The organism is Mesorhizobium sp. ESP-6-4 (assembly GCF_020164735.1).
Lineage (GTDB): Bacteria > Pseudomonadota > Alphaproteobacteria > Rhizobiales > Rhizobiaceae > Mesorhizobium.
The window spans coordinates 474,631-493,922 of the sequence record NZ_JAIUGS010000003.1 but is presented as its reverse complement, the minus strand read 5'-3'; the positions used below and the strand labels follow the sequence as shown (position 1 = coordinate 493,922).

The window sequence follows — 19,292 nt, the reverse complement described above, 5'->3', positions numbered from 1 at the left end:
GTTTCACGGAAACGGCGCACCACTCTATCTCTTTGTTTTGACGCAATTCCTGACGGAAAACCGTGGCACACTTTTCCTGGAATTGCTCTAGGGCATCGCGACCAGCATGACCGTGCAAGGCATCGGTTGGAAAAACGACCTTCTGCTTGCGCTTTGCGCCATGCTGGTGGTGCTGACGATCAACGCCGTTTCCGGTTTTCCGACCCTTGGCGACTATGGCGCCGACAATGACAGCATGCTGCGGCTGGTCGAGATTCGCGACCTGCTAGGCGGCCAAAGCTGGTTCGATCTCCACCAATACAGGATGGGCACCTCGGGCGGCTTCGTCATGCATTGGTCGCGGCTTGTCGATACGCCGCTCGCGCTGATCATCATGGCCTTCGATGCGCTGGGCGCCAGCACGGCCGCGGCCGAGCGCGCCGCGCAGATCATCTGGCCGACCCTCCTCTACGGGCTGACTATATTCGTGCTGATGCGCGCCTCGCAGCGCTTCGCCGCTGCGAATGTCGCGATGCCGGCAGTCATTCTGTCGACGGCGGCGCTTTTCTACCTGGTGATCTACAGCCCGGGCGTGATCGATCACCACAATGTCCAGCTGCTTCTGACGGCGGCCGGCCTCTGGCTTCTGATGGAAGCGCCCTCTTGGCGGCCCGCGGCCCTTCTGTCGGGCATTTGCGCCGGCCTGACGCTCGCGGTCGGCATGGAGACGGCTCCCTATGTGGCGGTGCTCGGCATCTGCGCCGCTGTCCTGTTCATCCTCGACGACAAGGAGCGCGGCACGGCACGAGGCTTCGGCATCGGATTTGCCGGCATCGCCTCCCTGGTCTTCGTGGCGACCATCCGGCCCGCCGACTGGGGCGTGGCCCAATGCGACGCCTTCTCCTCCTTCCAGTTCGCCGTGGCCGCATTGTCCGGCTTCGGCCTCGTGATCGCCAGTACCTTTGCCGCATCGAGCCGCCGGGCGCGGCTGGTTTCGATGCTGGCGCTGATGGCGGCGGTCGCGGTCGTTGTGGTCGTGTTCTTCCCGCAATGCCTGGCATCGCCCTATGCGGGCATGGACGAACGTATCCGCACCTATTGGCTGGCCGACGTGGTCGAAGCGCAGCCCTTCTGGAGCGTCGCCATCCACCAGCCGAAGCTGATGGCGGCGCGCTATGTGACGCCTTTCATCGCGATCCTGCTGGTCGGCTTTCAGCTGCGAACCCGTCGCCTGCGCCGCGAGGAAACGCTCGCCGCCATCCTGCTCGTCGTCGCCTTCGGCGTCAGCCTATGGCAGGTGCGCGGCTCGACTTTCTCCGTCGCCTTCGCCGTGCTGCCGCTCTCGGCCTGGATCGCGAGAATCCGCCTGCGGGCGGACGCCGCGCCCTCATGGCGCCTTTCCACCGGCATTGTCATGGCGTGGCTGGTCTCGCTCAACGCGACCTGGGCCGGGGTCGCGGTAGCGGCGCAGTCCGTGGTTCGGCAGGCGCCACAGCGGGTTAATTCCGACCCCGACCATGCCGTGACCTGCGGCAAGCCGGGCGACTTCCACGATCTTGCTGCGATGCCCGCGACGACGGTGCTTGCCTCGTCCAATCTCGGCTCGGGAATATTGGCGTTCACCGGCCATCGGGCGCTGGCCGGCCCTTACCACCGCAATGTCGGCGGCAATCTCGCCATGCTCGATGCGTTCATGGGGACGCCGGACGCCGCCCGCGCCGTCATCGAACGCGAGCATGTCGGGCTGGTCGCGATCTGCCGCGGCAACACGGAAGAGATATCGCTGGCTCTGGACGCGCCGAAGGGCCTTGTCGCGGCGTTGCTGCGGGGCGACCTGCCTGAGTGGCTCGAACTGGACCAGTCTACCGCGGGAAAGCCGATCGAGATCTACAAGGTTCGTTGAATATCGGCCCGCAGCCATATCAGCATCGTCGACAGCGCCCTTCGCAATACGCCTGCTCTGCGCTGATGCAATTTCACTGCGTGATTTAGAAAACCGCTATCGAAATCAGTTCCGTGGATCGTTGCAATCCAGCCTGTGCTTTGGTTAGCATTTCGTTTAGGCGGCGATATATGTATTCAAGAAATTTGGATTCGGGGTTTTAGCTTGGGGAGAAGACATCCATGTCGGCCATAGAGGGCGCGGCGGCGCCAGCATCAGCTACACAAACGCTGCAGCATGTTGTCTCTCACATGGTGGACGCCGTGAACCGCGCCGCGTTTGTGGAAAAGCCTTTCTGGCATCTGGAAATGACCGATGTTTTCCCGGCGGACCTTTATCGGCGCATGCGCGCCGCCATGCCAGAGGCGCGCGAATATCGTGCGCTCAAGGGACGCAACAATGTGAATATCAAGGCTGACGGCACCGCAACGCGGATCAAGATCGACCTCTACCCCGAATACATCCGCCATCTGCCGCAGGAGAAGCGGGCGATTTGGTCCCTGGTTGGCAAGGCATTGCACGCGCCGCAGCTTAAGGACGCATTCATGCGCCGCCTTGCCCCGGGCCTGGAGCGCCGGTTCGGCTCGGACTTCATGAAGGTCGGCATGTATCCGGTGCCGATGCTGACGCGCGACGTGGCGGGCTACAAGATCGGCTTCCACACCGACACGAAATGGAAAGGGATCACGGTCCAGTTCTACCTGCCGGAGGACGACTCGATCAACCATATCGGCACCCGCTTCGCCGAGCGCATGCCGGACGGGCGTTTCGAGAATTCGCACCGGATGTCGTTTTCGCCGAACACCGGCTACGCCTTTGCGGTCGGCACCGACACCTGGCACGCGGTCGACACCGTCGGGCCGGAAGTCCGCACCCGCGACAGCATCCTTCACACCTATTTCGTGGACAACACCGCGACGCTCAAGATCCGCAACCGGAGCAAGCGCGCGGCCAATTTCGTGATGAACGAAGTCCGCCACGTCGGCCGGTAATCTCTCGGCGCCCACCGTCGGCACAGCTGAATCCATGCCAACCAGCCGTCGTCAATCCTGGTGCAGGATGAATTCCAGGTAGAGGTTGCGCTGCAGGATCGAATGGTTGTCGTCGGATATCAGCGACACCATCAGCGCGCCGTCGTCGCGGGTCCAGACGTCCAGCCCTTCCATATTGTCGATCTGGTAGCCCATATCGGCTTCCATCAGCACCGGCCCGTCGGCGACCGCGCCCTTCTCGACGCTTTCGCCATAGATGCGCCGCAGCCGCATTTTCACCCCGCGCGCGATCGAAAAACTGCGCTCCAGCAGCAACAGGTCGCCATCCGGCAGGAAGGCGCCGTCGGTTACGTCGAAATCGCCGTCGCGTCTGACGGTGAAGACGCCCTTATGCGGCCCCTCGATGATGGCGGCGTAGACGTTGCCGGCTTCATCGAGGCTCCTCTCCGAGACCACGACCAGGCCGCCCGCGTGCTGCCCATAAGGATAGGCATGGGTGACGGTCTCGAAGCCGCGGTTCTGGCGCAGCTCCCGGGCGGGGATCTGGTAATCGAGCTGCCCGATCGGCGCTTTCATATTGTCGGGATCGATCTTGAACTGGGCGACGCGCTGGTCGCGCTCAAAGCCGACGGTGGCGATACCGTCCCTGACCGCGAGCCCCTCAGCGTCGACCTTCCATTTCCGGTTGATCGGCCGGCCCGAAGCGTCGACCATCTGCTGCAGGCGGAAGTTCGAAACGCCCGACGGACGTCGGTCGGCGTCATGCGTGATCGTGCCGAAGAACCAGAAGCCGGTGTCGGCGACGCCGATGAAGTCGCTGCCCGGCTTCAGAAAGCGAAAGGCCGATAGCGCGCCGAAATCGCGCGCCTGCGAAGTCATCTCCAGCCCGCCGACGAATTCAAGCGGCCCGAACCGCGTCTCGTCGCGGCCGATATGGAACTGGCTGATCGGCCGCGCCGAAATCCCGACTGTTGCGACGGGAGTTCCTGGAGCGGCAATTGCCGGCGATGCGCAGGCCAGCACGCAGGCGAAAAGCGTCCGCCGCGCACACCGCCCCGAAAGGATCATCCGGCGCGTCGCAATCCGCCGCGCCGCGTGTCGCGTGCGCTCTCCTCGCCGAACAGCGAGGCGAGCTGCTCGGTCATGGCGCCGGCGAGTTCCTCGGCATCGACGATGGTGACGGCGCGGCGATAATAGCGCGTGACGTCGTGGCCGATGCCGATCGCCAGAAGCTCGACCGGCGAGCGCGTCTCGATCAGTTCGATGACTGCCCGCAGATGCCGTTCCAGATAATTGCCCGGGTTGACCGAGAGCGTGGAATCGTCGACCGGCGCGCCGTCCGAGATCATCATCAGGATCTTGCGCTGCTCCGGCCGGCCGATCAGGCGGTTATGCGCCCATAGCAACGCCTCGCCGTCGATGTTTTCCTTCAGTAGGCCCTCACGCATCATCAGCCCGAGATTGCGCCGCGCGCGCCGCCATGGATGATCGGCGGACTTATAGATGATGTGGCGCAGGTCGTTGAGTCGGCCGGGATTAGGCGGCTTGCCATCCTTCAGCCATTTCTCGCGCGCCTGCCCGCCTTTCCACGCCCGCGTGGTGAAGCCGAGGATTTCGACCGAAACGCCGCAACGCTCCAGCGTGCGCGCCAGGATGTCGGCGCAGGTCGCGGCGACGGTGATCGGCCGGCCGCGCATGGAGCCCGAATTGTCGAGCACCAGCGACACCACCGTGTCGCGGAACTTGGTGTCGCGCTCCTGCTTGAAGGACAGCGGCTGCATCGGGTCGATGACCACGCGCACCAGTCGGGCCGGATCGAGATAGCCTTCCTCCAGGTCGAAATCCCAGGAGCGGTTCTGCTGCGCCATCAGCCGGCGCTGCAGCCGGTTGGCGAGCCGCCCGACAACGCCGGAAAGGTTGGCGAGCTGCTTGTCGAGGAAGGCGCGCAGCCGGTCGAGCTCCTCTTCCTCGCACAGTTCCTCGGCGCCTACCGTCTCGTCGAAGGCGGTGGTGAACACCTTGTAATCGATCTCTTTCGGCAGGTTCAGGAACGGATTGTCGTTGCGCTTGGCCTCGCCCGGCGTCTCGGCGTCGGCGTCGTCCTCATCGGACAGGTCGTCGGAGGTGGCGTCGGTCGCTTCGGTCTCGGCCGACTCTTCGTCGTCGGCGGAGGCTTCGGCATCTTCCGACTGCGACTGCTCGGAGCCTGAATCCTCCTCGCCGCCTTCCTCGCTCTGTTCCTCGCCCTGCTGCTCGTTCTCTTCGTTTTCCTCCGAGTCGTCGGTTTCCTGGTCTTCGCCGAGTTGCTCGGCCATTTCCATGGAAACCAGCATGTCGCGCACGACGCGGGCAAAGGCCTGCTGGTCCTCGAGCTTGGCCGACAGGCCGTCCAGCTCGCCACTCGCCTTTTCCTCGATCCAGGGACGCCAGAGATCGACCAGCCGCTCGCCGCTCTTCGGCACGGAACGTCCGGTGAGCTTCTCGCGCACCATCAGCGCAATCGCTTCCTCGAGCGGCGCGTCCGCCTTGTCCCTGACGTCGACGAGGTTCGCCTTGGCGTATTTGTCCTCGAGCATCGAGCCGATATTGTCGGCCACGCCCTGCATGGCGCGGCTGCCGATCGCCTCGACGCGCGCCTGCTCGACGGCGTCGAAGATGGAACGCGCCAGCTTGCCTTCCGGCGCCAGCCTGTTGTGGATGCGCTGATCGTGACAGGCGCGCTTCAGCGCCATGGAATCGCCCAGGCCGCGCGTGATCGCAATGTCGTTGCGGGACGCTTTCTTCGGCAGTTCGGGCAGGCGCGCGCGGTTGCCGGCCAAAGCCGGCCGGTCCTTGGCAAAACCGACCTCGAGGTCCTTGTCGCCGGCGACGGCGCGCATGCACACGGTCACCGCGCGCTTGAAGCTGTCGGCTTCAGACCCGTTCTTCGGCTTGTTGCGCGTGTTGTCGCCTGGACCCGCCATGATCATTCCCTGCGCGATTCATGCTGAAAGGCTGGAGGCCTTTTCAGCCGCGCGCCTACCCCAGCACCACGTTGGCGGCGCTTTCCGGCAGATCCTCGCCGAAGGCGCGCTGGTAGAACTCGGCCACCACCGAACGCTCCAGCTCGTCGCACTTGTTGAGGAAGGTCAGCCGGAACGCCATGCCGATATCGCCGAAAATCTCGGCGTTCTCGGCCCAGGTGATGACGGTCCGCGGGCTCATCACGGTCGACAGGTCGCCATTGATGAAGGCCGAACGCGTCATGTCGGCGACGCGCACCATCTTGTTGACGATGTCCTTGCCCTTGCTGTCGCGATAGTGCTTGGCCTTGGCCAGCACGATATTCACTTCATTGTCGTGCGGCAGGTAATTGAGCGTGGTGACGATCGACCAGCGGTCCATCTGCGCCTGGTTGATCTGCTGCGTACCGTGATAGAGACCCGTGGTGTCGCCGAGACCGACCGTGTTGGCGGTGGCGAACAACCGGAATGCAGGGTGCGGGCGGATGACCCGGCTCTGGTCGAGCAGGGTCAGGCGGCCCGACGATTCCAGCACGCGCTGGATGACGAACATCACGTCCGGCCGGCCGGCATCATATTCGTCAAAGCAGAGCGCCACATTGTGCTGATAGGCCCAGGGCAGGATGCCGTCGCGGAATTCGGTGACCTGCAGCCCTTCCTTGACGACGATGGCGTCCTTGCCGACGAGGTCGATGCGGCTGACATGGCTGTCGAGGTTGACGCGCACGCAGGGCCAGTTGAGCCGCGCCGCGACCTGCTCGATATGCGTCGACTTGCCGGTGCCGTGATAGCCCGACACCATGACGCGACGGTTGTAGGCAAAGCCGGCGAGGATCGCCAGTGTCGTCGCCTTGTCGAACAGATAGTCGGGGTCGATGTCCGGCACATGCTCCGTCGCCGCCGAATAGGCGGGAACGATCATCTTGGAATCGAAGCCGAATTTCTCCTTCACCGGCACGGTCGTGTCGGGCAGGTTGGCGATGTCGCGATCGACCTTGTTCATCACTATCAACGTCTCCACGGGCGAAACGCCGCGTTTCGCCGGCAATCGATTTTGTCCGGGGGCGGTCTTAGAGCCTTTTCCAACCATATGAAAGTTGGAAAAACGACTTGGTACCGTGGGGCCGCTCAGCACAATCCTGCTTGCTTGAGCACGCGATAGGCCTGCAGCACATCGCGGAACCGGTCTTCCGAACCTCTGTCGCCGCCATTCGCATCCGGATGGTGGCGCTTAACGAGTTCCTTATAGCGCGCCTTGATGTCCTGACCAGTCGCCTTTGTGTCAAGGCCAAGCGTTTCCAGCGCCTTGGCCTCAAGTGGCTTTGCCTTGCGCTCGCGCGGCTCGCGTGCTCCGCCGCTGAACAGATTGAAGGGATCGCGCATGCGGTTGTAGTAGCCGGCCCGCCCCGAACGCTGCTGCGCGAAATCCGGCGCCGAGCGCGTCCCGCCGCCATTGGCGCCCATGCGCCATGTCGGCCTGTGGCCGGTCAGCGCCTCCTTCTGGAAGCGGGCGATCTCAGTGTCCGACACGCCGGAGAAGTAATTGAAGCCCTTGTTGTATTCGCGCACATGGTCGAAGCAGAAGCGAAAATACTCGCCCTCCTTGAGGCGCCCGACCGGCGCGCGATGCGTGCCGGCTTCGTTGCAGCCGTCCCACTGGCAGATCGGGGCGCGCGACTTCAGCTCCGCGTCCTTCTCCGGCCGAATTCGAATTTTCTCGAAATATTTGGGGTACGCTTTCATCTCACCCATTTATGGGCTGTTCGCATGTGCGAAACAAGAATTGACATTTCGCCGATGATCGCCCTAACCGCTGAATCGCGGCTTAAAAGCGGTCGAAATTCAAGATTTTGCGGCTATGCCGCAGATGTGGGGAAGGGAAACCCGGATGTCCATACAGTCGACAATCGAAAACAAGCTGAAAGCGGCATTTTCGCCCGAACGGCTAGCGGTCATCAATGAGAGCCACCTTCACGCCGGGCATCATCACGTGGAGTCCGGCCACCACGCGACGTTCGACGGCGCCGGCGAGACGCATTTTCGCGTTCGCATCGTTTCGCCGAGCTTTGCCGGCATGGCTCGCATCGAGCGCCACCGTGCCGTCAACGAATTGCTCGCGGACGAACTGAAAGCCGGCGTGCATGCGCTGGCGATCGAGCCGGCGGCGCCCGGCGAGAAGACGCGCTGGTAAGCTCTCAGCCGACGCTCGCCTTGAGGAAGGCCAACACAGCCGCGGTCAAGGCGTCGCCGTCCTGGCCGAAATCGCGATTGATCGACATGTGCGTATAGGCGCTGCCGTCGAACAACGTGACTTTGGCGCCGGTGGCGCGCAGACGTTCCGCGAAAGCCTTGGACGCTTCGCCTCGCCCGGGCGCGCGCGAATAGGCAATGAAGGTCGGCGGATGTTTCCTGCCCTCGACATGGGCCGACGGCGATAGCGCCGCCCATTGTGTCGGGTCGGGAAAGGCACGCGCATAGGCGCCCATCATGCCACCATTCCTGGAAAGCGCTGCAAGATCATAGGCCCTGGTATCGTCCAGGATCAGCGCGGCGACACCGGGCAAACCGCCGCGCATGCCGGTCAGCGCGATCAGATGGCACCCGGCCGAATGGCCCATGCCGACGATGCGATTGGGATCGCCGCCGTATCGGGCAATGTTGGCGCGCACATAGGCGTAGGCCTTTTCGACGTCGCCGGCCTGGGTGGCGACATCGGCTTCCGGCAGCATGCGGTAATCGATCGAGACGAACACGAAGCCATTGGCGAGCAGGAAGTCCGGCTTTGAGCCTACCTGGCCGCGTTTGCCGAACCGCCAGGCGCCGCCATGGACAAAGAAAACCACCGGCAGGTTGTTTGCGCCGTCCGGCGCGTAAATATCGAGCTTGGCCGGACCGTAATCGAGGGTTTGCGGTGCCGGCCGGCCCGGACGCCTGGCGGCTGACGCACCTGCCGGCAGCAACGCCCCAAGGCATGCCGCGATGAAGCCGCGTCGATCGATCATCGTCATCTCCGGCCAGGCTGCGGCGCAAGCGCGCCACGCACCTCGATTGGATCAATAATGACAACTTGTGGGCAGCAAACCAAATCAGGACCTTGAAGCTCCGCCGGCAATCACCACGTATTTCTCGGGCGAGCATTTTCGGCCGCGTCGGGTATCCCCCGGGTCAATGCCAGATTGCATGCGCTATCCTTCATGTGAAGGGAACAAAGAGTGCTTTCCGGCAGTTGATGCAGCGATGAGCCGATTGGCAGCCCACCGGCTCCGAGGCAAAGCACCATGCGCGAGAACCAATCAGACGTCTTCGATCTGTTTTCGGAGATTTATTCCAACGCGGCTCAGGAAGAGATCAGCCTGCAGCAATATCTCCTGGCCTGCCGCGAAGACAAATCCATGTATGCGTCGGCGCCCGAACGCATGGTCGAGGCGATCGGTGAGCCGAACCTGGTCGACACCAGCAAGGACGAGCGGCTCGGCCGCATTTTCTCCAACCGCACCATCAAGGTCTATCCCTCCTTCTCCGATTTCTACGGAATGGAGGATACGATCGAGCGCATCGCCGGATATTTCCGCTATGCCTCGCAGGGCCTCGAGGAGCGCAAGCAGATCCTCTATCTCCTCGGCCCGGTCGGCGGCGGCAAATCCTCACTGGCCGAACGGCTGAAGAAGCTGATGGAGGAGCGCCCGATCTACACGCTCAAGGTCGGCAATAAGATCAGCCCGGTCTTCGAATCGCCGCTCGGCCTTTTCCATCCCGATCGCATGGGCGATCTGCTGGAGGATAAATACGGCATCGCCCGCCGCCGCCTGAACGGACTGATTTCGCCCTGGGCGGCCAAGCGCCTCGACGAACTGTCGGGCGACATCTCCAAATTCAGCGTGGTCAAGCTGATGCCGTCGCGGCTGCGCCAGATCGCCATCGCCAAGACCGAGCCCGGCGACGAGAACAATCAGGATGTCTCGGCCCTGGTCGGCAAGGTCGACATCAGGCAGTTGGAGCACTTCAGCCAGTCCGACCCGGACGCCTACTCCTACAGCGGCGGCCTCAACCGGACCACGCAAGGGCTGCTCGAATTCGTCGAGATGTTCAAGGCGCCCATCAAGGTCCTGCACCCATTGCTGACGGCAACCCAGGAAGGCAGCTACAACGGCACCGAGAATTTCGGTGCCTTCCCCTATCAGGGCATCGTCGTGGCCCATTCCAATGAATCGGAATGGCAGCAGTTCAAGAACAACAAGAACAACGAAGCCTTCCTCGACCGCATCCTCGTGGTCAAGGTTCCCTATTGCCTTCGTGTTACCGAGGAGAGGCACATTTACGAGAAGCTGCTGCGCGAGAGCGAGCTGGCAAACAGCCCCTGCGCGCCCGAAGTGCTGGACATTCTCAGCCGCTTCACCGTCTCGACCCGCCTTGCCGAGCACGAGAACTCACCACTCTACACCAAGATGCGCGCCTATGACGGCGAGAACCTCAAGGAGATCGACCCCAAGGCCAAGTCGGTCCAGGAATATCGCGACGCCGCCGGCGTCGACGAGGGCATGACCGGGGTAAGCACGCGCTTTGCCTTCAAGATCCTGTCGCAGACGTTCAACTACGACACCAAGGAGGTGGCGGCCGATCCCGTGCACCTGATGTACATCCTCGAGGAGGCCATCAAGCGCGAGCAATTCCCGAAGGAAACGGAGGCCGCCTTCCTCGAATTCATCAAGTCGGAACTCGCGACGCGCTATGCCGAGTTCATCGGCCATGAAATCCAGAAGGCCTATCTGGAGTCCTACAGCGAGTACGGTCAGAACCTCTTCGACCGCTACATCGCCTATGCCGACGCCTGGATCGAGGATCAGGACTACAAGGACCCCGACACCGGCCAGATCCTCAACCGCGAGGTGCTGGACAAGGAATTGTCGCAGGTCGAAAAACCGGCCGGCATCGCCAACCCCAAGGACTTCCGCAACGAAGTGGTCAAATTCACCCTGCGTGCCCGGGCGCGCAACCATGGCCGCAATCCCTCCTGGACGAGCTATGAAAAGCTTCGCGAGGTCATCGAGAAGCGCATGTTCGGCCAAGTCGAGGACCTGCTGCCGGTGATCAGCTTCGGCTCCAAGCAAGACAGCGTCACGGAGAAGCGGCACAACGAATTCGTGCAGCGTATGGTGGAACGCGGCTACACCCAGCGGCAGGTTCGCCGGCTGGTCGACTGGTATATGCGCGTGAACAAGGCGGGTTGAGCAAAGCCGGGACGGTTCCATGCCGATCTTCATCGACCGCCGCCTGAACCCTAAGGACAAGAGCCTGGGCAATCGCCAGCGCTTCCTCCGGCGCGCCCGTGATGAGCTCAAGCGCAGCATCCGCGACCACGTCCGGACAGGTCGTATCGCCGACATTGACCGCGAGCATGCCGTGCCGATGCCTCGCAAGGGCACCAGCGAACCGACCTTCGGTGACGACAAGGAAAGCGGCAGGCGCCAGCACATCCTGCCCGGCAACAGGACATTCAGCCCTGGCGATCTTATCTCCAAACCGGGCGGCGGCGGAGGCTACGGATCGGCTCCAGGGACCACGGAATCCGAAGACGACTTCCGCTTTGTGCTGTCACGCGAGGAAGTGCTCGACCTTTTCTTCGAGGACCTCGAACTGCCGGATCTGGTCAAGCTCAATCTCAAGCAGATACTGAGCTTCAAGCCGAGACGGGCAGGCTTCACGGCAAGCGGAGCGCCGACCAACATCAATGTCGGGCGCACGATGCGCAACAGCCATGGGCGCCGCATCGCGCTCAGACGCCCCAAGCAGGCGGAGTTGGACGCAATCGCCCTGCAGATTGCCGAGCTTGAAGCGAAGCCGGCAAGCACGGCCATGAGCGAACGCATCGCTGCCCTGCGCGAGGAGTTCGACCGGATCGAGCGCAGGCGCAGGCGAATTGCCTATGTCGATCCGGTCGATATCCGGTTCAATCGCTTCGATCCCCAGCCGGTGCCGAACGCCAGCGCGGTGATGTTCTGTTTGATGGACGTCTCCGGCTCGATGGGAGAGCGCGAGAAGGATCTGGCCAAACGCTTCTTCGTGCTGCTGCATCTGTTTCTGACACGGCGCTACGAACGCACCGAGGTCGTCTTCATCCGCCACACCCACGAAGCCAAGGAGGTGGACGAGCATACGTTCTTCTACCACACCGAAAGCGGCGGCACGGTCGTCTCCACCGCGCTCGAGGAAATGCACCGCATCATCGAGGAACGTTATCCGGTCGCCGAATGGAACATCTACGCCGCACAGGCCTCCGACGGCGACAATTTCGCCACCGATTCAGAGCGCTGCATAGAACTGCTCGACCGCAAGCTGATGCGGCTTTGCCAGTATTTCGCCTATGTGGAGATCATCGACGAGCGGGAAAGCCACATTTTCGGCTCGACCGAGAACGGCACATCGCTCTGGCGCGCCTACAACGCCGTCGACGGAAAATGGCCGAATTTCCAGATGAGGCGCATCGCCGCGCCGGCCGACATATACCCGGTCTTCCGCGAGCTCTTCGCCAGGCAACCTGATCTGCGCAAGAGCGCTTGAGGACTGAGGCTCGAAGGGACATAGGCCGATGGTCAGCCAGGCGCGCAAATCCGAATTGCTGTTTTCCGGGTCGGACTGGGATTTCAACAAGCTGTCCCGGGTCTATGACGAGATCGAAGCGATCGGCCTCGAAGAGCTTCGCCTCGACATCTACGCGGTGCAGATGGAGATCATTTCTTCCGAGCAGATGCTAGACGCCTATTCGTCGGTGGGCATGCCGCTGATGTACCGGCATTGGTCATTCGGCAAGCACTTCCTCTATAACGAACTGCTCTACCGCAAGGGCGCACGCGGTCTGGCCTACGAACTGGTCATCAACTCCAATCCCTGTATCGTCTACCTCATGGAAGAAAACACCATGGCCCTGCAGGCTTTGGTGACGGCGCATGCCGCGCTGGGACACAATCATTTCTTCAAGAACAATCACCTTTTCCGACAATGGACGGACGCCGGCGGCATCCTGAGCTATTTGGATTTTGCCAAGAGCTACATAGCCCGATGCGAGGAACGGCATGGCTTGGCGGCCGTGGAAGCAATCCTGGATTCGGCCCACGCGCTGATGGAGCAGGGTGTGTTCCGCTATCATCGGCCGCCGAGACTGTCGTCCGAGCAGCAGCGCGAAGGGCTGCGCGAGCGCCTGGAATACGAGGAGCGTTCGTTCAACGATCTCTGGCGGACACTACCGCCTTCGCAAGAGAGCGACGATACCAAAACAGCCGGTGACGACGACGCGGCCGAGCGGAAGAAATCGCTCAATCTACCGGAAGAGAACCTGCTCTACTTCCTCGAGAAGAACAGTCTCGTCCTCGAGCCTTGGCAGCGCGAGATCGTCAGGATCGTGCGCGTCATCGCGCAATATTTTTACCCGCAGCGGCAAACCCAGGTGATGAACGAAGGTTGCGCGACCTTCGTGCATTACACGCTCATGAACATGCTGTTCGACCGTGGCCGCATCAGCGAAGGCGCCATGCTCGAAATCCTGCGCAACCACTCGAACGTGGTCTTCCAGCCGGCCTATGACGACCCCCGCTTTTCCGGCATCAATCCTTATGCGCTGGGTCTCGACATGATGCAGGACATCCAGCGCATCTCGACCGCGCCGACCGCCGAGGACCGCGACTGGTTTCCCGACATCGCCGGCCGCGGCGACTGGCGCGACACCTTGCTCGACGCCTGGGCCAACCATCGCGACGAATCTTTCATCCGGCAGTATCTGAGCCCAAGGCTGATCCGCAAATGGCGGCTCTTCGTGCTGGCCGACGGTGCCGACGAGCCGCACTATGAGGTAGCCTCGATTCACAATGAGCGCGGCTATGGCAAGATAAGGTCGGCGTTGGCGCAAAGCTACGATATCGGCGCCAACCGTCCCGACATCCAGGTGGTTGACGTCGACCTGCTCGGCGACCGGCATCTGCGGCTCCAGCACGCGGTCAAGGATGGCGTCATGCTCGAGGGCCAGAGCCGCGACGCGACGCTGCGCCATATCCGCAACCTCTGGGGCTATGATGTCAGCCTGGCGGCAATCGATGCCGGTACCGGCGCGATACTCAGCGAGCGTTGGACCAAGGAACTCTGAGCGGCATCGCCGGACATCGACACGCGCCTTAGCCCTCGCTGGCGGGACGTATCCGCAATCTGGCGATGCGGTTCTTCTCGCGCTTCATCACCACGAAACGCTTGCCGTGGAAGGTGAAGGCCTGCTTTTCCTCCGGGATCGACTGCGTCTCATGAATGACGAGGCCGGCGATCGTCGTGGCTTCCTCGTCGGGCAGGTCCCAGTCGAGCGCGCGGTTCAAATCGCGGATTGGCACCGTGCCGTCGACGACGACCGAGCCGTCCGCTTCTTTCTTCACACCCTGCATGTCGATGTCGTGCTCGTCGGCGATCTCGCCGACGATCTCCTCGATGATGTCTTCCAGCGTCACCAGCCCTTCGACCTCGCCATACTCGTCGACGACGATGGCGAAATGCGCCTTGCGCCGCAGGAAGGCGTTGAGCTGCTCCTGCAAGGTGGTGGTGTCCGGCACGAACCACGGCTTGGCCGCGATCTTCATGACGTCGATCCGCGAAAAATCGTTGCCGACCTCGTTGAGGGCCCTCAGCAGATCCTTCGCATGCAACACGCCGACGATGTTGTCGAGCGAGCCCTTCCACAGCGGCATGCGGGTGTGCGGGCTCTGCAGGATCTCGCGCACCACCGCTTCCGGCGCATTGTCGGCATTGACCGAGCGCATATTGGTGCGGTGGACCATGACATCCGACACTTCGAGCTCGTCGAGATCGAACAGGCCCTCAAGCCGATTGCGCTCCTCGGCAGCCGTGTCATCGCGCCGGGGTTCGTCGCCGTCTTCATCCTTGCCATTGCGCTCGGACCGCTGCGGCGGCTCGATCGGCCGCAGCGCATAGCCGCAAGCGGCAAGCAATCGGGCGCGGAAGAAAAGCGCCAAAAGCACGATGGCGGCAAGGACGGCGGCGACGATCCAGCCGGCGCCGTTCATCTGGGATGGCTCATCTCGAGCCATCCGGGATGGCTCGATTTGAGGAAGGAGAGCACTTCCGACGACGGCACGTCCTTGGCGATGAAAGCCTGGCCGATGCCGCGCGTCAGGATGAAGGTCAGCGCGCCGCGCGAGACCTTCTTGTCCTGGGTGATGAAGCCGAGCAGCGCCTCGGCGTCCGGCAGCTCGCCCGGAATGTCGGCCATCCGCCAAGGCAGGCCGACGGCGCGCAGATGCGCTTCGACGCGCTCCGCGTCGTCCGGACTCGCCAGGTTGAGACGCGCCGAGAAGCGGTGCGCCAGCGCCATGCCGATGGCGACGCCCTCGCCATGGACGAGCCGGCTCCCGTCATACTGCGTGGCAGCTTCGAGCGCATGACCGAAAGTGTGGCCGAGATTGAGCAAGGCGCGGTCGCCGGTCTCGAACTCGTCGCGGGCAACGACGTCGGCCTTGGCGCGGCAGGCCTCGGCGATCGCCTCGACCCGCGCCGGACCGCCGGCGAAGACTTGCCCCCAGTTCTGTTCGAGCCAGGCGAAGAAGGCCGGGCGGTCGATCAGCCCGTATTTGGCAAGCTCGGCATAGCCGGCGCGGAACTCGCGGATCGGCAGCGTGTCGAGCACCTGGGTGTCGGCAAGCACCAGCCTGGGCTGGTGGAAGACGCCGACGAGGTTCTTGCCGCGCGCGCTGTTGATGCCGGTCTTGCCGCCGACGGAAGAATCGACCTGCGCCAGCAGCGAGGTCGGTATCTGCACGAAATTCATGCCGCGGCGCACAATGCCGGAAGCAAAGCCGGCAAGGTCGCCGATGACGCCGCCGCCGAGCGCGATCACCACGTCGCGGCGTTCGAGCCTTGCCGCGAGCACGCCGTCGACCACTTCCTCCAGATGGACGAAGCTCTTGGTCTTCTCGCCCACAGGCAGCGTGATGACGGCGGACTGGATGCCGCCTTTGTCCAACCCAGCCTTCAGCGTGTCGAGATGTGCGGCGGCGACATTTTCGTCGGTGACGATGGCCGCGCGGGTACCGGGAAGCCGGCGCGCGATCTCCTCGCCGGAGCGCGCCAGCAATCCTGAACCGATCAATATGTCATAGGCGCGGTCGCCGAGTCCGACCTCGACCTTCACCGGTTCGGCATTGCTCACGACTGATTCTCGCCAGTTGTGGCGCTCGCAGCGCCCGTTGCGATCGCGTCGAGGCCGAGATGGGCGCAAAGCGCCGCGACGACTTCGCCGGCGATGATCTCCTTGCGATCGTCGCGCGTCGGCACCGTCAGGTCGGCGATGGCGTAGACCGGATAGCGCTCGCCCATCAGCTTCTCCAGCACGCCACGCGGATCCGGATTCTTCAATAATGGCCGGTTCTGCTTCTTCGAAACGCGCTCCATCAACAGATCCAGATCGGCCTTCAGCCAGACCGATATGCCATGCGCGGAAATCGCCTCGCGCGTCTGCGCATTCATAAAGGCGCCGCCGCCGGTCGACAGCACTTGCGGTCCGTTCTCCAGCAGGCGCAGGATCACCCGCTGCTCCAGCGCGCGGAATTCCGGCTCGCCATAGCGCTCGAACAACTCCGGCACCGTCATGCGCGAGACGCTTTCGATCTCCTGGTCGCTGTCCATGAAGGGCAGCGACAGCATCGCCGCCACCTTGCGGCCGATCGCGGTCTTGCCGGCGCCCATCAGTCCGACGAAGACGATCGACCGGCTTCCGAGCCGTTCGATCAGCGCGGCGCGGCCTTCGTCCGTCGGATTTGGTGGCAGAGCGTTCATCGGGGCCTCTTTGCGCCGTATCGACATCAAAAGCCTGTTTGCGTCAAGCACGGCCGGACAAACGGCCGCGAAGCTTCCCCGGCAAAACCTCCTGTTCACCGGAATGCTTCGTGCTTGAATTGACCGGATCGGCGTCCCATAAGGGCACAGGGCTTTGGAAAAGCAGAACAACAAGACGGGCGAAAATTGAATGCCGACTTTGTTTCGCTTCGTCGTGACGCTGGCGGTTCTTGCAGGCATTGCCTATGGCGCGATGTTCGCGCTGGCGATGTTCGTGGAGCCGAAAAAAGCAGAAATGAGCATCCGCATTCCGGCTGAAAAGCTCAACCCGAAGAAAAACTGACCCACGAACACCGACAAAGAGCTGATCCCGGCCCGATGAACAGCGCCGCCCGCATCGAAGCCTTCCTCGAGATGATGAGCGCCGAGCGAGGCGCGGCCGAGAACACGCTTTCGTCCTATCGTCGCGACCTGGAGGATGCTTCCGAGGCGATCAAGGGCGGACTGGCGGGCGCGGGATCGGCCGACATCCGCGCCTATCTCGACGACATCGCCGCGCGCGGCTTCGCGCCGACCTCGCAGGCGCGCAAATTGTCAGCGATCCGCCAGTTCTTCAAATTCCTCTATGCCGAAGGGCTGCGCGGCGACGACCCGACCGGCACGCTGGACAGCCCACGCAAGGGCCGGCCGCTGCCGAAGACGATGAGCGAAGCCGAGACCGGGCGCCTGCTCGACCGGGCAGCGCAGGAAGCCGGAGAATCCGGGCCAGACGGCGACAGGCTGGCCGCGTTGCGCCTGCACGCGCTGGTCGAAGTGCTCTACGCAACGGGCTTGCGCGTGTCGGAACTGGTCGGCCTGCCGGTCACGGTGGCGTTGCGCGACGATCGCTTCTTCATGGTGCGCGGCAAGGGTGACAAGGAACGCATGGTGCCGCTCTCGACCAAGGCGCGCGCCGCCATGCGTGCCTGGCTCGCCGTAAGGGCCGAGCGGCCGGCTTTTGCCGAGAGCCCGTTCCTGTTTCCGGCCTCTTCCGACAGCGGCCATCTCTCCCGGCAGGTTTTCGCCCGCGATCTCAAGGGGTTGGCCGCTCGGTCCGGCATAGCGTCGACGAAGATCTCGCCGCATGTGCTTCGCCATGCTTTTGCCAGCCATCTCCTGCAGAACGGCGCCGATCTCAGAGCCGTTCAGCAACTTCTTGGCCATGCCGACATCTCGACCACGCAGATCTACACCCATGTGCTGGAGGAGCGGCTGGTGCGGCTGGTCAACGATCATCACCCGCTTGCCGACTAGGCCTCATATCGCTATGTGAGGGCGACGTTCCACCGCCCGGAGCCGGCATTTCAGCGGTTCCGCCAGCCATTTGCCTTCCGACGGATCGGTCCGCTCAAGCATGTACAACTACCTCGACTTTGAAAAGCCGGTGCAGGATCTGGAGCTCAAGATCCTTGAGCTGAAGAAGCTTGCCGAGAACGGCGAGGCGGTGGATGTCGGCGAAGAGATCAGCAGGCTGGAAAAGCGCTCGCGCGACGCGTTGCGCGACCTCTATAAGGCGCTCACGCCCTGGCAGAAGGTGCAGGTAGCGCGCCATCCCGACCGTCCGCATTGTGTCGACTACATCAAAGGGCTGTTCACCGATTTCACGCCTTTGGCCGGCGACCGCAATTTCGGTGACGACCAGGCGATCGTCGGCGGCTTCGCGCGTTTTCGCGGCGAGCCGGTAGCGATCATCGGCCAGGAAAAGGGTTCGGACACCGCAAGCCGCATCAAGCACAATTTCGGCTCGGTCCGGCCGGAAGGCTATCGCAAGGCGGTGCGCCTGATGGAATTGGCCGACCGCTTCCAGATCCCGCTTTTGACGCTGGTAGACACCGCCGGCGCCTATCCCGGCGTCGGCGCCGAGGAGCGCGGCCAGGCCGAAGCGATCGCGCGTTCGACCTCGGCCTGTCTTTCGCTGAAGGTGCCGTCGATCTCGGTGGTCATCGGCGAAGGCGGCTCCGGCGGCGCCATCGCGATCGCCACCGCCAACCGCGTCTATATGCTGGAGCACGCCATTTATTCGGTGATCTCGCCCGAGGGTGCCGCCTCGATCCTGTGGCGCGACACCACGCGCTCGAAGGACGCGGCGACCAACATGAAGATCACCGCGCAGGATCTTCTCGAGATGAAGATCATCGATGCCATCATTCCCGAGCCGATGGGCGGCGCCCAGCGCGCGCCGGAAACAGTGATTGCGTCCACCGGCGACCTCATCGCCAGGACGATGAAGGATTTCGCCGGCGCCAACACCGATTTTCGCGAGCAGCGCCGCGAGAAATACCTGGCGATGGGCCGCAGCCTCTGACCTCCTAAGTTCCGGCAAGACGTTCAACTGTGGCCGGAATAAGCAATTCCGCCACAAAAATGCCGCCGGATTCGGCTCAATGGAAATCGCCGTGAGGGGTTTGCCAAGGCTTGCGGTAAGGAATTTTCAAGGTTAACGGGCTTACGGTCCACTGGTGTTCAGCCTATGGGCCTGGCCATGCCGACAGCCGTTGGCCCGAGAGAAGAGAC

At 63.0% G+C, this 19,292-nt stretch carries 17 protein-coding genes; 9 read left to right on the top strand and 8 right to left on the bottom strand.

Features of this window, described 5'->3' with window-relative positions; translation table 11 throughout:
* Positions 1-106: 106 nt before the first annotated feature.
* Both LB523_RS09540 and LB523_RS09535 read left to right on the top strand, forming a co-directional pair.
* Positions 107-1,882 carry a GtrA family protein gene (locus LB523_RS09540; protein WP_224602387.1) on the top strand — a complete coding sequence of 592 codons (1,776 nt, stop codon included), beginning with the start codon at positions 107-109 and terminating at the stop codon, positions 1,880-1,882.
* Between the two features lie 221 nt (positions 1,883-2,103).
* Positions 2,104-2,913, top strand: a complete 810-nt coding sequence (locus LB523_RS09535) for a hypothetical protein (RefSeq protein WP_224602385.1) — start codon at positions 2,104-2,106, stop codon at positions 2,911-2,913.
* Positions 2,914-2,964: 51 nt separating this feature from the next.
* On the opposite strand, the gene LB523_RS09530 is transcribed toward LB523_RS09535, so the two are convergent.
* The 4 genes from LB523_RS09530 to LB523_RS09515 all read right to left on the bottom strand — a co-directional run bounded on the left by LB523_RS09530 (position 2,965) and on the right by LB523_RS09515 (position 7,667).
* Positions 2,965-3,981, bottom strand: a complete 1,017-nt coding sequence (locus LB523_RS09530) for an esterase-like activity of phytase family protein (RefSeq protein ID WP_224602383.1) — start codon at positions 3,979-3,981, stop codon at positions 2,965-2,967.
* Positions 3,978-5,876 (bottom strand): cobaltochelatase subunit CobT, encoded by a 1,899-nt coding sequence (gene cobT / locus LB523_RS09525; protein WP_095767560.1) that lies wholly within the window; start codon positions 5,874-5,876, stop codon positions 3,978-3,980. The genes LB523_RS09530 and cobT overlap by 4 nt, the downstream gene beginning before the upstream one ends.
* 55 nt (positions 5,877-5,931) lie before the next feature.
* Positions 5,932-6,918 (bottom strand): cobaltochelatase subunit CobS, encoded by a 987-nt coding sequence (gene cobS / locus LB523_RS09520; RefSeq protein WP_095767438.1) that lies wholly within the window; start codon positions 6,916-6,918, stop codon positions 5,932-5,934.
* A gap of 125 nt (positions 6,919-7,043) precedes the next feature.
* On the bottom strand, positions 7,044-7,667 hold the full coding sequence (locus LB523_RS09515) for a J domain-containing protein (RefSeq protein WP_095767437.1): 624 nt from the start codon (positions 7,665-7,667) through the stop codon (positions 7,044-7,046).
* 136 nt (positions 7,668-7,803) lie between these two features.
* Between LB523_RS09515 and LB523_RS09510 the strand changes: the two genes are divergently transcribed.
* Positions 7,804-8,106, top strand: coding sequence for a BolA family protein (locus LB523_RS09510; RefSeq protein WP_095767436.1), 303 nt, complete (start codon positions 7,804-7,806; stop codon positions 8,104-8,106).
* Positions 8,107-8,110: 4 nt separating this feature from the next.
* Here LB523_RS09510 and LB523_RS09505 read toward each other — a convergent pair whose 3' ends face one another.
* Positions 8,111-8,917, bottom strand: a complete 807-nt coding sequence (locus LB523_RS09505) for an alpha/beta hydrolase (RefSeq protein WP_224602380.1) — start codon at positions 8,915-8,917, stop codon at positions 8,111-8,113.
* Positions 8,918-9,193: 276 nt separating this feature from the next.
* Here LB523_RS09505 and LB523_RS09500 point away from each other — a divergent pair, with 276 nt between their 5' ends.
* The 3 genes from LB523_RS09500 to LB523_RS09490 are packed head-to-tail and all read left to right on the top strand — an operon-like array spanning position 9,194 to position 14,049.
* Positions 9,194-11,143 (top strand): PrkA family serine protein kinase, encoded by a 1,950-nt coding sequence (locus LB523_RS09500; protein WP_095767435.1) that lies wholly within the window; start codon positions 9,194-9,196, stop codon positions 11,141-11,143.
* Positions 11,144-11,162: 19 nt separating this feature from the next.
* Entirely contained in the window at positions 11,163-12,473 is a 1,311-nt protein-coding gene (locus tag LB523_RS09495; RefSeq protein WP_095767434.1) for a YeaH/YhbH family protein, read from the top strand.
* Between the two features lie 28 nt (positions 12,474-12,501).
* The gene (locus tag LB523_RS09490; RefSeq protein ID WP_224602379.1) at positions 12,502-14,049 is read left to right on the top strand and encodes a SpoVR family protein; all 1,548 of its coding nucleotides are present in this window, start codon (positions 12,502-12,504) and stop codon (positions 14,047-14,049) included.
* Between the two features lie 28 nt (positions 14,050-14,077).
* Here the strand turns inward: LB523_RS09490 and LB523_RS09485 are convergent, their stop codons facing one another.
* The 3 genes from LB523_RS09485 to LB523_RS09475 are packed head-to-tail and all read right to left on the bottom strand — an operon-like array spanning position 14,078 to position 16,739.
* Positions 14,078-14,971: an HlyC/CorC family transporter gene (locus tag LB523_RS09485; protein ID WP_140845859.1), complete on the bottom strand. Its 894-nt coding sequence runs from the start codon at positions 14,969-14,971 to the stop codon at positions 14,078-14,080.
* Complete coding sequence (gene aroB, locus LB523_RS09480) at positions 14,968-16,113, bottom strand: 3-dehydroquinate synthase (protein WP_224602377.1); 1,146 nt, start codon at positions 16,111-16,113, stop codon at positions 14,968-14,970. Before aroB ends, LB523_RS09485 begins: the two co-directional genes overlap by 4 nt.
* Positions 16,110-16,739, bottom strand: a complete 630-nt coding sequence (locus LB523_RS09475) for a shikimate kinase (protein ID WP_140845857.1) — start codon at positions 16,737-16,739, stop codon at positions 16,110-16,112. The genes aroB and LB523_RS09475 overlap by 4 nt, the downstream gene beginning before the upstream one ends.
* 190 nt (positions 16,740-16,929) lie before the next feature.
* Between LB523_RS09475 and LB523_RS09470 the strand changes: the two genes are divergently transcribed.
* From LB523_RS09470 to LB523_RS09460, 3 genes are all read left to right on the top strand, one after another.
* Positions 16,930-17,082, top strand: coding sequence for a hypothetical protein (locus tag LB523_RS09470; protein WP_042643428.1), 153 nt, complete (start codon positions 16,930-16,932; stop codon positions 17,080-17,082).
* A 35-nt stretch (positions 17,083-17,117) separates the two neighbouring features.
* A complete protein-coding gene (locus LB523_RS09465) occupies positions 17,118-18,032 on the top strand; it encodes a site-specific tyrosine recombinase XerD (RefSeq protein ID WP_224602375.1) in 915 nt (304 codons plus the stop codon).
* A gap of 100 nt (positions 18,033-18,132) precedes the next feature.
* Positions 18,133-19,083, top strand: a complete 951-nt coding sequence (locus LB523_RS09460; RefSeq protein ID WP_140843171.1) for an acetyl-CoA carboxylase carboxyltransferase subunit alpha — start codon at positions 18,133-18,135, stop codon at positions 19,081-19,083.
* Positions 19,084-19,292: the final 209 nt, after the last annotated feature.

What these genes read in the sequence shown, in the direction of transcription:
- LB523_RS09540 (WP_224602387.1), top strand. Translation starts at nt 107, where the DNA reads ATGACCGTGCAAGGCATCGGTTGGAAAAACGACCTTCTGCTTGCGCTT.
- LB523_RS09535 (WP_224602385.1), top strand. Translation starts at nt 2,104, where the DNA reads ATGTCGGCCATAGAGGGCGCGGCGGCGCCAGCATCAGCTACACAAACG.
- LB523_RS09530 (WP_224602383.1), bottom strand. Translation starts at nt 3,981, where the DNA reads ATGATCCTTTCGGGGCGGTGTGCGCGGCGGACGCTTTTCGCCTGCGTG.
- cobT (WP_095767560.1), bottom strand. Translation starts at nt 5,876, where the DNA reads ATGGCGGGTCCAGGCGACAACACGCGCAACAAGCCGAAGAACGGGTCT.
- cobS (WP_095767438.1), bottom strand. Translation starts at nt 6,918, where the DNA reads ATGAACAAGGTCGATCGCGACATCGCCAACCTGCCCGACACGACCGTG.
- LB523_RS09515 (WP_095767437.1), bottom strand. Translation starts at nt 7,667, where the DNA reads ATGGGTGAGATGAAAGCGTACCCCAAATATTTCGAGAAAATTCGAATT.
- LB523_RS09510 (WP_095767436.1), top strand. Translation starts at nt 7,804, where the DNA reads ATGTCCATACAGTCGACAATCGAAAACAAGCTGAAAGCGGCATTTTCG.
- LB523_RS09505 (WP_224602380.1), bottom strand. Translation starts at nt 8,917, where the DNA reads ATGATCGATCGACGCGGCTTCATCGCGGCATGCCTTGGGGCGTTGCTG.
- LB523_RS09500 (WP_095767435.1), top strand. Translation starts at nt 9,194, where the DNA reads ATGCGCGAGAACCAATCAGACGTCTTCGATCTGTTTTCGGAGATTTAT.
- LB523_RS09495 (WP_095767434.1), top strand. Translation starts at nt 11,163, where the DNA reads ATGCCGATCTTCATCGACCGCCGCCTGAACCCTAAGGACAAGAGCCTG.
- LB523_RS09490 (WP_224602379.1), top strand. Translation starts at nt 12,502, where the DNA reads ATGGTCAGCCAGGCGCGCAAATCCGAATTGCTGTTTTCCGGGTCGGAC.
- LB523_RS09485 (WP_140845859.1), bottom strand. Translation starts at nt 14,971, where the DNA reads ATGAACGGCGCCGGCTGGATCGTCGCCGCCGTCCTTGCCGCCATCGTG.
- LB523_RS09475 (WP_140845857.1), bottom strand. Translation starts at nt 16,739, where the DNA reads ATGAACGCTCTGCCACCAAATCCGACGGACGAAGGCCGCGCCGCGCTG.
- LB523_RS09470 (WP_042643428.1), top strand. Translation starts at nt 16,930, where the DNA reads ATGCCGACTTTGTTTCGCTTCGTCGTGACGCTGGCGGTTCTTGCAGGC.
- LB523_RS09465 (WP_224602375.1), top strand. Translation starts at nt 17,118, where the DNA reads ATGAACAGCGCCGCCCGCATCGAAGCCTTCCTCGAGATGATGAGCGCC.
- LB523_RS09460 (WP_140843171.1), top strand. Translation starts at nt 18,133, where the DNA reads ATGTACAACTACCTCGACTTTGAAAAGCCGGTGCAGGATCTGGAGCTC.